General features: G+C 68.5%; 14 protein-coding genes and 1 pseudogene. 13 read left to right on the top strand and 2 right to left on the bottom strand.

Annotated elements, in window-relative coordinates:
* The first annotated feature begins 26 nt into the window (after positions 1 to 26).
* From bchC to AC1DXK_RS19320, 13 genes are all read left to right on the top strand, one after another.
* The gene (bchC, locus tag AC1DXK_RS19380) at positions 27 to 965 is read left to right on the top strand and encodes a chlorophyll synthesis pathway protein BchC (RefSeq protein ID WP_457103748.1); all 939 of its coding nucleotides are present in this window, start codon (positions 27 to 29) and stop codon (positions 963 to 965) included.
* Positions 962 to 1966, top strand: a complete 1005-nt coding sequence (locus AC1DXK_RS19375; RefSeq protein WP_457103749.1) for a chlorophyllide a reductase iron protein subunit X — start codon at positions 962 to 964, stop codon at positions 1964 to 1966. Before bchC ends, AC1DXK_RS19375 begins: the two co-directional genes overlap by 4 nt.
* A 5-nt stretch (positions 1967 to 1971) precedes the next feature.
* A complete protein-coding gene (gene bchY, locus AC1DXK_RS19370) occupies positions 1972 to 3501 on the top strand; it encodes a chlorophyllide a reductase subunit Y (protein ID WP_457103750.1) in 1530 nt (509 codons plus the stop codon).
* Positions 3501 to 4967 (top strand): chlorophyllide a reductase subunit Z, encoded by a 1467-nt coding sequence (gene bchZ, locus AC1DXK_RS19365; RefSeq protein ID WP_457103751.1) that lies wholly within the window; start codon positions 3501 to 3503, stop codon positions 4965 to 4967. Before bchY ends, bchZ begins: the two co-directional genes overlap by 1 nt.
* A 35-nt stretch (positions 4968 to 5002) precedes the next feature.
* Positions 5003 to 5224, top strand: a complete 222-nt coding sequence (locus tag AC1DXK_RS19360; RefSeq protein WP_457103752.1) for a hypothetical protein — start codon at positions 5003 to 5005, stop codon at positions 5222 to 5224.
* A 125-nt stretch (positions 5225 to 5349) separates the two neighbouring features.
* On the top strand, positions 5350 to 5586 hold the full coding sequence (pufB, locus tag AC1DXK_RS19355) for a light-harvesting antenna LH1, beta subunit (protein WP_457103753.1): 237 nt from the start codon (positions 5350 to 5352) through the stop codon (positions 5584 to 5586).
* 10 nt (positions 5587 to 5596) lie between these two features.
* Entirely contained in the window at positions 5597 to 5788 is a 192-nt protein-coding gene (pufA, locus tag AC1DXK_RS19350; protein WP_012319766.1) for a light-harvesting antenna LH1, alpha subunit, read from the top strand.
* A gap of 82 nt (positions 5789 to 5870) precedes the next feature.
* Positions 5871 to 6695 carry a photosynthetic reaction center subunit L gene (gene pufL, locus AC1DXK_RS19345; protein ID WP_457103754.1) on the top strand — a complete coding sequence of 275 codons (825 nt, stop codon included), beginning with the start codon at positions 5871 to 5873 and terminating at the stop codon, positions 6693 to 6695.
* A gap of 80 nt (positions 6696 to 6775) precedes the next feature.
* Positions 6776 to 7756: a photosynthetic reaction center subunit M gene (gene pufM, locus AC1DXK_RS19340; protein ID WP_477298710.1), complete on the top strand. Its 981-nt coding sequence runs from the start codon at positions 6776 to 6778 to the stop codon at positions 7754 to 7756.
* A 10-nt stretch (positions 7757 to 7766) separates the two neighbouring features.
* Positions 7767 to 8870 (top strand): photosynthetic reaction center cytochrome PufC, encoded by a 1104-nt coding sequence (gene pufC / locus AC1DXK_RS19335; protein ID WP_457103756.1) that lies wholly within the window; start codon positions 7767 to 7769, stop codon positions 8868 to 8870.
* 110 nt (positions 8871 to 8980) lie between these two features.
* The gene (locus AC1DXK_RS19330; protein WP_012319762.1) at positions 8981 to 9124 is read left to right on the top strand and encodes a DUF3096 domain-containing protein; all 144 of its coding nucleotides are present in this window, start codon (positions 8981 to 8983) and stop codon (positions 9122 to 9124) included.
* A 251-nt stretch (positions 9125 to 9375) separates the two neighbouring features.
* On the top strand, positions 9376 to 12066 hold the full coding sequence (gene ppdK / locus AC1DXK_RS19325; protein WP_457103757.1) for a pyruvate, phosphate dikinase: 2691 nt from the start codon (positions 9376 to 9378) through the stop codon (positions 12064 to 12066).
* Between the two features lie 188 nt (positions 12067 to 12254).
* Complete coding sequence (locus AC1DXK_RS19320; protein WP_457103758.1) at positions 12255 to 12509, top strand: hypothetical protein; 255 nt, start codon at positions 12255 to 12257, stop codon at positions 12507 to 12509.
* A gap of 78 nt (positions 12510 to 12587) precedes the next feature.
* Here AC1DXK_RS19320 and AC1DXK_RS19315 read toward each other — a convergent pair whose 3' ends face one another.
* A complete protein-coding gene (locus AC1DXK_RS19315) occupies positions 12588 to 14075 on the bottom strand; it encodes a peptidoglycan L,D-endopeptidase MepK (protein WP_477298706.1) in 1488 nt (495 codons plus the stop codon).
* 143 nt (positions 14076 to 14218) lie between these two features.
* Positions 14219 to 14464 (bottom strand): annotated as a pseudogene (locus AC1DXK_RS19310) (L,D-transpeptidase family protein); the annotation flags it as partial.

Genomic DNA, 14464 nt, shown 5'->3' with positions numbered 1-14464 from the left:
ACAACATAGGGTGGATGTTTCCAGCCATGGACGCTCTGGCAGTTATTCTTGAAAGGCCAGAGCAGCTTGCGGTGCAGCGCGTAGCTCTGACGGCGCCCGGCGAAGCGGATGCCGTCGTCGCGGTGTCCTGGAGCGGGATCAGCACCGGCACCGAGCGGTTGCTCTGGTCGGGCCGCATGCCGCCGTTCCCCGGGATGGGATACCCCCTCGTTCCCGGCTATGAATCGGTCGGCACCGTCGTGGAGGCCGATGCCGGTGCCTCGGTCCGCAGCGGCCAGACGGTCTACGTTCCGGGTGCGCGCTGCTTCGGCTCGGTTCGCGGGCTTTTCGGTGGTGCCGCCTCGCATCTGGTGGTTCCGGCCGCACGTCTCGTGCCGGTGGACGCGGCGCTCGGGGACCGGGCCTGCCTCCTCGCTCTCGCCGCCACGGCCTATCGCGCCCTCGGTGGCATCGGACCCGGCGCCACGCCGCTCATCGTCGGCCACGGCGTCCTCGGCCGGCTGCTCGCGCGTCTGACGGTTGCGGCGGGGGCCGAGCCCACCGTCTGGGAGACGGATCCGGCCCGGGCTGCGGGAGACCACGGATACACGGTCGTCGCGCCCGACTCCGATCCGCGTCGCGACTACGCGACGATCACCGACGTCAGCGGGAACGCGGCCGGCCTGGACGATCTGATCGCCCGCCTGGCGCCGGGCGGCGAGATCGTCCTGGCTGGGTTCTACGAGGCGCCCCTAAGCTTCGCCTTTCCGCCTGCCTTCATGCGCGAGGCACGGATCCGGATCTCCGCCGAGTTCCGGGCTGAGGACACGGCGGCGGTGACCATGCTGATCGAGAGCGGCCGGCTCTCCCTCGACGGGCTGATCACCCACCGTGTTCCCGCGACGCGGGCGCAGGACGCCTACCGCACCGCCTTCGCGGATCCGGCCTGCCTGAAGATGATCCTCGATTGGAGGGACGCCGCGTGAACGTTCAGCTGAACAAGGCTGCCCTGTCCCAAGCCGCAGAACTCCGCGCCGAGGCGGCGGTCGAGCCGGATCCCGTGGTCACGAGGCCGGCCAAGAAGGAAACGCAGATCATCGCGATCTACGGCAAGGGCGGCATCGGCAAGTCGTTCACGCTGGCCAATCTCAGTTACATGATGGCCCAGCAGGGCAAGAAGGTCCTGCTGATCGGCTGCGACCCGAAGAGCGACACCACCTCGCTCCTCTTCGGAGGCAAGGCCTGCCCGACGATCATCGAGACCTCGACGAAGAAGAAGCTTGCCGGCGAGGCAGTGGCCATCGGCGACGTCTGCTTCAAGCGCGACGGCGTCTACGCCATGGAACTCGGCGGCCCCGAGGTCGGGCGCGGCTGCGGCGGCCGCGGCATCATCCACGGCTTCGAACTGCTCGAGAAGCTCGGGTTCCACGACTGGGGCTTCGACTTCGTCCTCCTCGACTTCCTCGGCGACGTGGTCTGCGGCGGCTTCGGCCTGCCGATCGCCCGGGACATGTGCCAGAAGGTCATCGTCGTCGGCTCGAACGACCTGCAATCGCTCTACGTCGCCAACAACGTCTGCTCGGCGGTCGAATACTTCCGCAAGCTCGGCGGCAATGTCGGCGTCGGCGGTCTCGTGATCAACAAGGACGACGGCACCGGCGAGGCCCAGGCCTTCGCTGAGGCTGCCGGCATCCCGGTCCTGGCCTCGATCCCGGCGGACGACGACATCCGCCGCAAGAGCGCGAATTACGAAATCATCGGCCGGCCGGAGAGCCGCTGGGGCAGCCTGTTCTCGGATCTGGCCGCCAACGTCGCCGACGCCGCGCCGCACCGGCCGACGCCGCTCACGCAGGACGGGCTGCTCGGACTGTTCTCCAGCGACGTCACCGGCCGCGACGTGGTGCTGGTGCCGGCGACCCACGAGGACATGTGTGGCGTCGCCCACGTGTCCAAGCCGTCCCTCGAAGTCGTCTACGACGAGGTCTGACGCGCATGGCCGTCTCCCTCGATATCGCCGATCTGCGCGCCCGCAAGGCGCCGGCCACCATCGATCTCGCCGCCGCGCAGGCCGACGGGCTCGGCTGCCACGCCGGCAAGGACGCGATGGTTGCGGCCGCGGAAGCCGCCGGGATGTCGGAGACGCTGGCCCAGCTCCGTGAGGATTACCCGCAGGGGCCGCACGACCAGCCGCAGAGCATGTGCCCGGCCTTCGGCTCGCTGCGCGTCGGCCTGCGCATGCGCCGGACCGCCACGATCCTCTCCGGCTCGGCCTGCTGCGTCTACGGCCTGACCTTCACGTCGCACTTCTACGGCGCCCGGCGCAGCGTCGGCTACGTGCCGTTCAACTCAGAGACCCTGGTCACCGGCAAGCTGTTCGAGGATATCCGCGACGCGGTCTACGCCACGGCGAAGCCCGAGGATTACGACGCCGTCGTCGTCATCAACCTGTGCGTTCCCACGGCCTCCGGTGTTCCGCTGCGGCTTCTGCCGAAGGAGATCGACGGCGTCCGGGTGATCGGCATCGACGTGCCGGGCTTCGGCGTGCCGACCCATGCCGAGGCCAAGGACGTCCTGGCTGGCGCCATGCTGAAGGTCGCCCGCGCGGAAGCCGAGCAGGGTCCGGTGGCGGCGCCGCGCGGCGGCCGCTCGGAGCGCCCGAGCGTGGCGCTCCTCGGCGAGGTGTTCCCGGCCGACCCCGTGGTCATCGGTGCGCTCCTCGAGCCGCTGGGGTTGGCGGCCGGCCCGGTGGTGCCGACCCGGGAATGGCGCGAACTCTACGCGGCGCTGGATTGCGCTGCCGTGGCGGCGATCCACCCGTTCTACACGGCCTCCATCCGGGAGTTCGAAGCCGCGGGTCGGCCGATCGTCGGCTCCGCCCCCGTGGGCGTCGACGGGACGGCCGACTGGCTCGACCGGATCGGCGAGGCCTGCGCCGTGCCCCGTGCCACCGTCGAGGCGGCCAAGAACCGGATCCTGCCGGGCATCCGCGGGGCGCTCGGGGCGATGCCGGTCAAGGGACGGATCACCCTCTCGGGCTATGAGGGCTCGGAACTCCTCGTGGCGCGTCTCCTCGTCGAGAGCGGCGCCGAGGTCCCCTATGTCGGCACGGCCTGCCCGCGCACGCCCTGGTCGGAGGCGGACCGCGACTGGCTCGAGTCCCGCGGCACGCAGGTCCAGTATCGCGCCTCCCTGGAGGACGACCTCTACGCCCTCGACTCGCTCAAGCCCGATCTCGCCATCGGCACGACGCCGGTGGTGCAGCGGGCCAAGGAGCGCGGCACGCCCGCCCTCTACTTCACCAACCTGATCTCCGCCCGCCCGCTGATGGGCGCGGCCGGCGCCGGGTCCCTCGCCACGGTGATCAACGCCGCGCTGGGCAACAAGGCGCGGTTCGACGCCATGCGCGACTTCTTCGAGGGCGTCGGCACCGGACACGCCGCCGGCGTCTGGCAGGAGGTGCCGCAGCGGCGGCAGGGTCCGAAGATCGAGGGCGCACCGAAGCCGATCGGGGAGATGGCGTGATGCTGATCCTCGATCACGACAGGGCCGGTGGATACTGGGGCGCGGTCTACGTCTTCACGGCGATCAAGGGCCTGCAGGTCGTCATCGACGGCCCCGTAGGCTGCGAGAACCTGCCGGTCACGTCGGTGCTGCACTACACCGACGCGCTGCCGCCACACGAATTGCCGATCGTCGTGACCGGCCTCGCCGAGGAGGAACTCGGCCGTCACGGGACCGAGGGCGCCATGAAGCGCGCCCACGCGACCCTCGATCCGGGTCAGCCCAGTGTGGTCGTCACCGGCTCGATCGCCGAGATGATCGGCGGCGGCGTGACCCCCGAGGGCACCGGCCTGCAGCGGTTTCTGCCGCGCACCATCGACGAGGATCAGTGGCAGGCGGCCGACCGGGCCATGCGCTGGCTCTGGCAGGAATACGGGGCGAAGAAATTCGCCAAGAAGGGCATCCCGGCCCGACCCGAGCGCAAGCCCGGCGAGCGGCCGCGGGTGAACCTCATCGGTCCGGCCTACGGTACCTTCAACATGCCCTCGGACCTCGCCGAGATCCGGCGGCTCGTGGAGGGCATCGGCGCCGAGGTGAACCTCACCTTCCCGCTGGGCTCGCACCTCGCGGACGTGCCGAAGCTCATTAACGCCGACGCCAACATCTGCCTGTATCGCGAGTTCGGACGCCTGCTCTGCGAGGATCTGGAGCGGCCCTATCTGCAGGCGCCGATCGGCATCCTCTCGACGACCAAGTTCCTGCGCTCCCTGGGCGAGATCCTGGGCCTCGATCCCGAGCCGTTCATCGAGCGGGAGCGGCACACGACCATCAAGCCGGTCTGGGATCTCTGGCGGTCGGTGACCCAGGACTTCTTCGGCACGGCGAGCTTCGGCATCGCCGCCACCGAGACCTACGCCCGAGGCGTGCGCCATTTTCTCGAAGACGAGATGGGGCTGCCCTGCCACTTCGCCTTCGGACGCTCCGCGGGGCTGAAGCCCGACAATGCGGCGGTCCGCGCGGCGATCGCGGCGAAGCCACCGCTGGTGCTGTTCGGCTCCTTCAACGAGCGGATGTACCTGGCCGAGTGCGGCGCGCGGGCGACCTACGTGCCGGCCTCGTTCCCCGGCGCGATTATCCGACGGCACACCGGTACGCCGTTCATGGGCTACGCGGGGGCGACCTACCTGGTTCAGGAAGTCTGCAACGCCCTGTTCGACACGCTCTTCCACATCCTGCCGCTCGCCCGCGACATGGACAAGGTCGAGGCCACGCCGGCCCGGAACCACCGGGAACTGCCCTGGGACGAGGCCGCCCGGCAGGCGCTGGACAGCCTCGTGGAGGCCCAGCCGGTCCTGGCGCGGATCTCCGCCGCCAAGCGCCTGCGCGACGCCGCCGAGCGGGCCGCGCGGGACACCGAATCCGCGGCCGTTGCGCCCGCCCATGTGGCGCGGGCGCGGGCCGATCTCGCCGGGGGGATCCCGGCATGAGCACCCCTTCCGTTTCACCCAGAGGAGACCTCACGATGCGAACGATGGTCCCGACCGGCCGCCAGCACCAGGAGGAGCTTCAGTTCCGGCTGATCCTGGCCGCGACCTACCCGTTTTTCCTGGCCGCCGCGGCGCTGAGCCGGTTCCGGCCGACCCGCGAGATGGCCCGCACGGGCCTGATGCCGGCGCGCCGCTCGGTGTTCGGCGAGGCGCGCGCCATGGCGGTTCAGGCGATTCCCTTCGCCTTCATGGGCTGATGCCCCTGAGCGAGACACTTCCGTCCGGTGACGCGGGGGAAGTCGGGCTGTGGTTGCCGCTGGGCATCACGGCTGTACCCGTCGCGCCTCGCGAGAGACGCGGCCAACACACGGAGGTCTGAACGATGGCCAGTGGATCCGTCACAACAGAAAGACCGAGCAGCCTGTCCGGGCTGACGGAACCGGAAGCCAAGGAGTTCCACGCGATCTTCCTGACGAGCTTCCTCATCTTCACGGCGATCGCCGTGGTCGCCCACATCCTCGTCTGGATGTGGCGTCCGTGGCTCCCCGGACCGCAGGGCTACGCCTCTCTCGAGGGCGTCCGCGATGCGGCCCACGCCCTCGTCACGATGATCGGCTGAGGAGGATCAAATGCACAAGGTTTGGTTGCTGTTCGATCCGCGGCGCACGCTGGTGGCTCTGTTCACCTTCCTCTTCATCCTGGCGCTGCTGATCCACTTCATCCTGCTCTCGACCGACCGGTTCAACTGGCTGGACGGTCCGAGAAACAACAAGGCGGCCGAGAACACCATCACGCTCGCCCTGCCGCAGATGCCGGCCTGACCGGTCGGTTCGGACCGCGGCGCGCGAGGGCCGCGGTCACCCCATCCATCCCTTTCTCTGGCCTGAGTGAGGAGCAGCCGCCATGGCGATGCTGAGCTTCGAGCGCAAATACAGGGTCCGCGGCGGCACCTTGCTCGGCGGCGACCTGTTCGACTTCTGGGTCGGGCCGTTCTTCGTCGGTTTCTTCGGCGTCGTCGGACTGTTCTTCACGGTGCTCGGCACCGCGCTGGTCATCTACGGCGCGGCCATCGGGCCGACCTGGAACGTCTGGCAAATCAACATCGCGCCGCCCGATATCAGCTACGGGCTAAGGCTCGCACCCCTCAAGGAGGGCGGCCTCTGGCAGATCATCACCATGTGCGCGCTGGGCTCGTTCGTGTGCTGGGCGCTGCGCGAGGTCGAGATCTGCCGCAAGCTCGGCATCGGCTACCACGTGCCGGCGGCCTTCGGGATGGCGATCTTCGCCTATTTCACCCTGGTGGTGGTCCGGCCGTTCCTGATGGGCGCCTGGGGCTACGGATTCCCCTACGGCATCCTGAGCCACCTCGATTGGGTGTCCAACACCGGCTACCAGTACCTCCACTTCCACTACAATCCGGCGCACATGCTGGCGGTGACGTTCTTCTTCACCACGACGCTGGCGCTCGCGATGCACGGCGGCCTGATCCTCGCGGCGACCAATCCGAAGAAGGGCGAAACCGTGAAGACGCCCGAGCACGAGGACACCTTCTTCCGCGACACGATCGGCTACTCGATCGGTACCCTAGGCATCCACCGTTTAGGCCTGTTCCTGGCCCTGTCGGCGGGCTTCTGGAGCGCGGTCTGCATCGTGATCAGCGGACCGTTCTGGACGCAGGGCTGGCCGCAATGGTGGGGCTGGTGGCTCAACCTGCCCGTGTGGCGGTGACTGATCGGACGCGATCGGAACGAGGGGAATAACAGGGGTCGCCGTCGCCGAGCGCGCGGCACTCCGGGGGAGGGCAGGCCATGGCCTATTACCAGAACATCTTCACACAGGTTCAGGTGCGCCCGCTGGTACCGGAGCACGGCGTTCCGGTGTCGGTCGACGACCGGGTCGGAAAGCCGTTCAACAGCTACCTGTTCGGACTCATCGGCAACAGCCAGGTCGGCCCGATCTATATCGGGTACATCGCGGCGCTCTCGATCACCTGCGGGCTGATCGCCTTCGAGATTATCGGCCTCAACATGTGGGCGTCGGTCAACTGGGATCCGGTGCAGTTCGTCCGGCAATTGCCGTGGCTTGCGCTCGAGCCGCCGCTGCCGAAATACGGCCTCAAGGTTCTTCCGCCCCTCAACGAGGGCGGCTGGTGGCTCATCGCAGGCTTCTTCCTGACGGCCTCGATCCTGCTCTGGTGGGTTCACCTCTACCGGCGGGCGCGGGCGCTTGGCCTCGGCACGCACGTTCCGTGGGCCTTCGCCTCGGCGATCTGGCTCTACCTCGTCCTCGGCTTCATTCGGCCGGTGCTGATGGGTTCGTGGTCGCAGGCGGTGCCCTTCGGCATCTTCCCGCACCTCGATTGGACCGCGGCCTTCTCGCTCCGCTACGGAAATCTGTTCTACAACCCGTTCCACATGCTCTCGATCACGTTTCTCTACGGATCGACGCTGCTGTTCGCGATGCATGGGGGCACGATCCTGGCCTGCTCGCGCTACGGCGCCGAGCGCGAGATCGACCAGATCGTCGACCGCGGCACGGCCACCGAACGCGCTGCCCTGTTCTGGCGCTGGACCATGGGCTTCAACGCCACGATGGAATCGATCCACCGCTGGGCGTGGTGGTTCGCGGTGCTGACGACGCTCACCGGCGGCATCRGCATCCTGCTCACCGGCACTGTCGTCGACAACTGGTACCTCTGGGCCGTCAAGCACGGCGTCGCTCCCTCGTATCCGCAGGTCTACGGCCCGATCGTCGACCCCGCCCATCTCGCACCCGGCATGAAGCCGTGAGGAGGCCGTCATGAAGACGATACTGGCGGTAGTCGGCGGTGCGCTCGCCCTGTTCCTCACGATCGCGATGTTCGGCGGCGCCGGGTGGACCCACCCGCCGATGGCGAACAAGCAGACCGGCTTCCGCGGAACCGGGATGGACCTGATCCGCACCCGCGCCGGCAACGAGGCGCTGGCGGCGGCCAACGTCGCGCCGACCCCCGCCGACCCGGCCGACGCGGGCGGGGACAAGGCCTCCGCGGTCTACGAGAACGTCCAGGTGCTAGGCGATCTTTCGGCCGAACAGTTCAACCGGCTGATGGTGTCGATCACCGAGTGGGTGGCGCCCCAGCAGGGCTGCACCTACTGCCATAGCACCGAGAACATGGCCTCGGACGAACTGTACCAGAAGCGTGTCGCCCGGCGCATGCTGCAGATGACCCAGTACATCAATTCGTCCTGGAAGGAGAATCACGTCCATCAGGCCGGCGTGACCTGCTACACCTGCCACCGTGGCAATCCCGTGCCCGCGAACATCTGGTTCGACCACCCGGTCCAGGGCGCAGGGCGGTTCATTCCGCGCAACAACGGCCAGAACCTGGCTTCACCCGAGGTCGGCAATACGTCGCTGCCCTACGACGTCTATCAGGCCTTCTACCAGCACAAGGACACGTCCGAGGACGCCGTACGGGTCAACGCCACCACGGCGCTGCCCGAGACCAAGGGCAAGCCGATCCAGGACGCGGAGAAGACCTTCGCGATCATGATCAGCATGTCGCAATCGCTCGGCGTCAACTGCACCTTCTGCCACAACACCCGCTCGGTGGCGCAGTGGGATACCAGCACGCCGAACCGCGTCCATGCCTGGTACGGCATCCGCATGGTCCGCGATCTCAACCAGGACTACATGACCCCACTGACCTCGACCTTTCCGCGGAACCGCCTGGGCGTTCTCGGGGATGCGCCGAAGATCAACTGCGCCACCTGCCATAACGGCGCCAACAAGCCGCTCAACGGCGCCAACGTGATCGAGCCCTATCCGGAGCTGGCGCACCCAACGATCGCCGTGAGCCTGCCGACCGGCGAGGCGAAGGATCCGATCCCCGGCACTCAGACGCCCACGCCGAAGCCCTGATCGGCCCACGGTGCGGCCGGGATCTCCGGCCGCACCGCTCAAGCTTCAGGGAACCTCCGTGATGTAAAGGCGTCGATACCGGCGGCCAAGCTCGGCCTCAGGAGGCGCCCGTGACCATCACCATCTCGAACCTCCAGCCGCTGATCGCGATCCTCGCCGGAATCCTGATCCTGGTGATGCCGCGGCTCCTCAACTACATCGTCGCGATATACCTGATCGTCGTCGGCGTGATCGGGTTGGGAATCCTGCACTGAGGCCCGGCTGACGGGCCTCGCCCGTCCACGATGCGGTCCTGAGGCGCGCCTCGCCACCGTCTCATCGCCCGCCAACCATTGATACGCGTGCGATCGGACGGGCTTGAAGGGCCGGTTCTGACAGACCGTCGAACCCGTCAGCGTCACACGCACAGGGCCATCGCCCGTTCATCTTGCGTTGCGTTGCGGGATGGTCCAACCCCGCCCATCAGCCCGGCTGGCGCCGGGCACCAGAGACGGACGGGATCGACATGGCGACCGGAAGCGCGAAGTGGGTCTACGCCTTCGGCGACGGCAAGGCGGAGGGCAAGTCGCAGATGCGCGACCTGCTCGGCGGCAAGGGCGCCAACCTCGCCGAGATGTCCAATCTCGGCCTGCCGGTCCCCCCCGGCTTCACCATCACCACCGAGGTCTGTACCTACTTCTACGAGCACGGGAAATCCTACCCGCCGGAGTTGAAGGATCAGGTCACGGCCGCGCTCGCCCAAATCGGCACGCTGACCGGCCGCAAGTTCGGCGACTCGACCAACCCGCTCCTCGTCTCGGTCCGCTCGGGTGCGCGGGCCTCCATGCCCGGCATGATGGACACTGTCCTGAACCTCGGGCTCAACGACGAGACCGTGCTGGCCTTGGCCAAGGAGGCCGACGACGAGCGCTTCGCCTACGATTCCTACCGCCGCTTCATCACCATGTACTCGAACGTGGTGCTCGGCGTTGAGCACCACGCCTTCGAGGAGGCGCTGGAACACTACAAGGAGGGTAAGGGTTTCGACCTCGACACCGAACTCGGCGCCGCCGACTGGAAGACCCTGATCCAGACCTACAAGAAGATCGTGCGCGACGAGCACGGCTCGGACTTCCCGCAGGGTGCGGACGACCAGCTCTGGGGCGCCATCGGCGCCGTGTTCAATTCCTGGATGATTCCCCGCGCGAAGAAGTACCGCGAGCTGAACAACATTCCGGAGAGCTGGGGCACGGCCGTCAACGTGCAGGCCATGGTGTTCGGCAACATGGGCGACACCTCGGCCACCGGCGTCGCCTTCACCCGCAACCCGTCCACCGGCGAGAAGGCACTCTACGGCGAGTTCCTGATCAACGCGCAAGGCGAGGATGTGGTCGCCGGCATCCGCACACCGCAGAATATCACGGAGAAGGCGCGGAAAGAGGCTGAGAGCGACAAGCCTTCCATGGAGAAGGCCATGCCCGAGAGCTACGCGGAGCTGACCCGGATCTACGGGATCCTGGAGAGCCATTACCGCGACATGCAGGACATGGAGTTCACCATCGAGAAGGGTAAGCTCTGGATGCTCCAGACCCGCAACGGCAAGCGCACGGCCAAGGCGGCCCTGCGCATCGCCGTTGATCTTGCGGGCGAGGGGCTGATCTCCCGCGAGGAGGCGATCGGCCGGGTCGAGCCTGGCGCCCTCGACCAGCTCCTGCACCCGACCATTGACCCGAAGGCGGACCGGAAGGTCATCGCCTCGGGCCTGCCGGCCTCGCCGGGCGCGGCGACCGGTGAGATCGTGTTCAATTCCGAGGACGCAGAGGCGCATCGCAAGGCCGAGCGCAAATGCATCCTGGTCCGCATCGAGACCTCGCCCGAGGACATCCACGGCATGCACGCCGCCGAGGGTATCCTGACCACCCGCGGTGGCATGACCAGCCACGCCGCCGTGGTCGCCCGCGGCATGGGCAAGCCCTGCGTGTCGGGCGTCGGATCGATCCGGATCGACTACAAGGCGCAAACCCTGACGGTCGGCGGCGCGACGCTCAAGGCCGGCGACCGGATCACCATCGACGGCTCGACGGGTCAAATCATTCAGGGTGAGGTGAAGATGCTGGAGCCCGAGCTGTCGGGCGACTTCGCGACCCTGATGGAATGGGCCGACGCGATCCGCGGCATGAAGGTGCGCGCCAACGCCGACACGCCGACGGATGCCCGCACGGCGCGCAACTTCGGTGCGGAGGGTATCGGTCTCTGCCGGACTGAGCACATGTTCTTCGAGGGAGACCGAATCATCGCGGTCCGCGAAATGATCCTGGCGGACGACGCCGAGGGCCGGCGGACGGCGCTGGCGAAGATCCTTCCCTACCAGCGTCAGGACTTCCTCGAGCTGTTCACGATCATGTCCGGGCTGCCGGTGACGATCCGTCTCCTCGATCCGCCGCTCCATGAGTTCCTGCCGCACACCGATGCCGAGGTCGCCGAGGTCGTGAAGGCGACCGGTGTCTCCGAGGAGAAGATCCGGCACCGGACGCGCGAGCTGTCAGAGCACAACCCGATGCTCGGCTTCCGCGGCTGCCGTCTCGCCATCGCGTTCCCCGAGATCGCCGAGATGCAGGCCCGGGCCATCTTCGAGGCGGCTGTCCAGGCCGCCGCCGATACCGGCAGCCCGGTCACGCCCGAGGTGATGGTGCCGCTGGTGTTCACGCGGGCCGAGTTCGACATCGTGAAGGCGCGCATCGACGCGATGGCGAAGGCCGTCGCCGAGGAGAAGGGCGCGACCCTCGACTATCAGGTGGGCACGATGATCGAGCTTCCCCGTGCGGCGCTCAAAGCCGGCGAGATCGCCGAGACAGCGGAGTTCTTCTCCTTCGGCACGAACGACCTAACGCAGACGGCGCTCGGGATCTCCCGCGACGACGCCGCGACCTTCCTGGGTCCCTATACCCAGAAGGGCATCCTGGCCGCCGACCCGTTCATCACCATCGATCAGGAGGGCGTGGGCGAACTGGTGCGCATCGGCGTGGAGCGTGGCCGCAAGACCCGCCCCGATATCAAGCTCGGCATCTGCGGCGAGCATGGCGGCGATCCGGCCTCGATCGGCTTCTGCCAGGAGGTCGGCCTCGATTACGTGTCCTGTTCGCCGTACCGGGTGCCGATCGCCCGCCTCGCGGCGGCGCAGGCTGCCCTCGGCAAGGTCTCCGGCAAGGAAGGGTGAGGCTGGACCGGGGGCGCCTCGGGCGCCCCCGGACGGTTCTTCACCATAAAGAGGATGCGCGGTGGAAATCCGCGTCCTCCGCGCGAACGCGGCTCGTCATCGCGCGTTTAAGATCCGAACGGTCAGCGCGTGCGGCACCCTGATTGGTCCACGCGCAAATTCATCGTCGCCCGCCGGGAACGGCCGTCATGATCACTCACGGCTCATCGCCGCTGTCCCTCGCCGAGATCGAGCCTGTCGCGGCTGTCCCGCGCGCCGCCGTCCGCGCCTATCTCGCCCTCGTCTCGGGGCTCGGCGCCGTGGTTACGGCCGTGATGCTGATGATGTCGGTGGCGGCCAATAGCGGCGGCGAGGCGGAACGCATCGCCGGAACGCAGGACGACAGCTACGCAGCGACCCTGATGGGTGCCCTGGCGATCAATCTCTCCAAGCCGCTGCGCTGATCCGAACGGCCGCTATCGGCGGCAATCCGCCGGCGATCGCACCGCTGCGCTCTACGACGCGGGCGGGATCGACGTGGATCAGCGCGACCCGGTGAGCGCGCGCGCCGACGAGCCTGTGAAGCGGGCGGTGAGGTCGTCGCCAGGGCTGCGCCGGCTGAACCGCGTCGTGACGCGATCGGGAGCGGCGGCCACGACGGCATCGGGGGCGGCGTCTCGAAGCCGCGTCACGGCGACATGGACGGGAACGGTGCGGCTCGCGGGAGCCGCCACGGGACCCGCCGCCACGGAATCGAACAAAGCCCGCAACTGCGCCTTGGCGTCCGCATCCGGAGCCACGAGGGCGCGGGCCTGGGCCGGGCCGGGCACCACCGGCTTGGTCAGGGCGCGGATGTCGACGGCGGAGGGCAGATTGGCCATGCCGCCATCGAGGGCCGCGAGCTGGACCGGGCGCGGCGGCGTCAGCGGCATGGTCAGGCTCGCCACCACGGCGGCCAGATCCGAGGGGCGCCGCGGCGGAAGCGGTGCCGTCACGGCGGGAATGGCGTCCTCGGCAGCCGCCGGCCGACCGGTGGTCAGGAGAGACTGCGCATCGAGCGGCTTGGTGCCGGCGGACTTGATCAGCGCCGCGCCGCGCAAGGCGTCGTCGGCGGCGGGCGCCGCGTAGGCGAGGGCGGCCCGGGTCCCCACCGGGTCCTGCGGGTCCGCACTCGCCACGGCGACGACGGGAACGCGCGCCGGCTTCTTCGCCTGGGCGACCTGTGGCTGCGCCGTCGCCGGTTCGGGCGCTGAGCGGCCGCCGCCGAAGAGGCTGGCCAGGAAACCGAACAGGCCGGGGCCATCCTCTTCCTCGCCGCCGGCCATCTGGGTCGTGATGCCCGCCACGGTGCCGCCGCGGGCGAGGATCTCGGCCTTGGCCTCTTCGTAGCGGGGGAAGGGCCGGTTGTCGCTTGGCAGGAGGACCGTCTTTCCGTCGGGGAACAGCCGGGCCAGCTGATCGTGGGTCATGCGCGGCCACATCCGTACGGAGCCGACATCGAGATGCACGAAGGGCGTGCCGGCATGGGGATACCAACCGACGCCGCCCCGTTGCATCTGCAGACCGACTTCGCGGATCCGGTCGATCGACACGTCCGGAATGAAGAAATCCATCGCCTTGCCGAGCATGTGCTGGCTGTACTCGGCGACCATCTTGGAGCGGCGGCGCAGCATCGCGTTGGTCCCCGGGGACCGATACGCCGACACGATATGGATGGGCTGGCTCGAGCCGACCTGAYGGTAGGCTTCCCAGACCGTATCGAACAGCCGGGGATCCATCTTGATGGGCTCGTTCACCCGCCAGTCGCGCAGGAGCCAGTTCAGCTGATCGAGGGCCGCCCGATCGTAGCGGCCGTCGCGCCTGAAGGTGATCGTCGCGCTTTCCTGCGTGTGCGTGTGGTAGATCGTCAGGGAGCGGGTGTCGCCATTGGCGACCGCGTTCTCGGTTTCGGCCGTGCCGGCGACCAGACCGAGGACGAGGCCCGACAGGGCGAGGGCGAGGTGCCTGACGGCGCGCGGGAGACTGGGCACGACGGTCCTGATCCTCTCCCGACGACCTTGATCGGGCGGTCTGCGGCCCGGTCTTACGGGCGTTACGGCTAAAGCTCGACCGTGGCGAAATCGTGCCCGGCCGTGCGATTGCGCACCTGAAAGTTGCGGATCGCTGGCGCCGTCTACCACCAGCCGCGCGGCGCCGGCTGCTGCGGCGCGGGCGTCCAGAGACCGGGCTCACCGTATTCCGGCGCGCTGTCGGCCCGCGCGGCGCGGCGCACGGGACGCCGCGGCGTCTCCGCCTGCTCGTAACGGCCCGACGGCCATGGCTCGGCGTCGGCGACGGGCCGATGGGGCGCCCGGCGCTGGACCGTCCGCGCCGGTTGCACGGGCGCGCGCTCGGCCTTCCGCCGGCTCGGCTCTCGGCT

Source organism: Methylobacterium sp. P3_A11 (genome assembly GCF_056403155.1).
The sequence above is the reverse complement of the archived record's forward strand: the minus strand, read 5'-3'. Positions and strand labels throughout refer to the sequence as shown.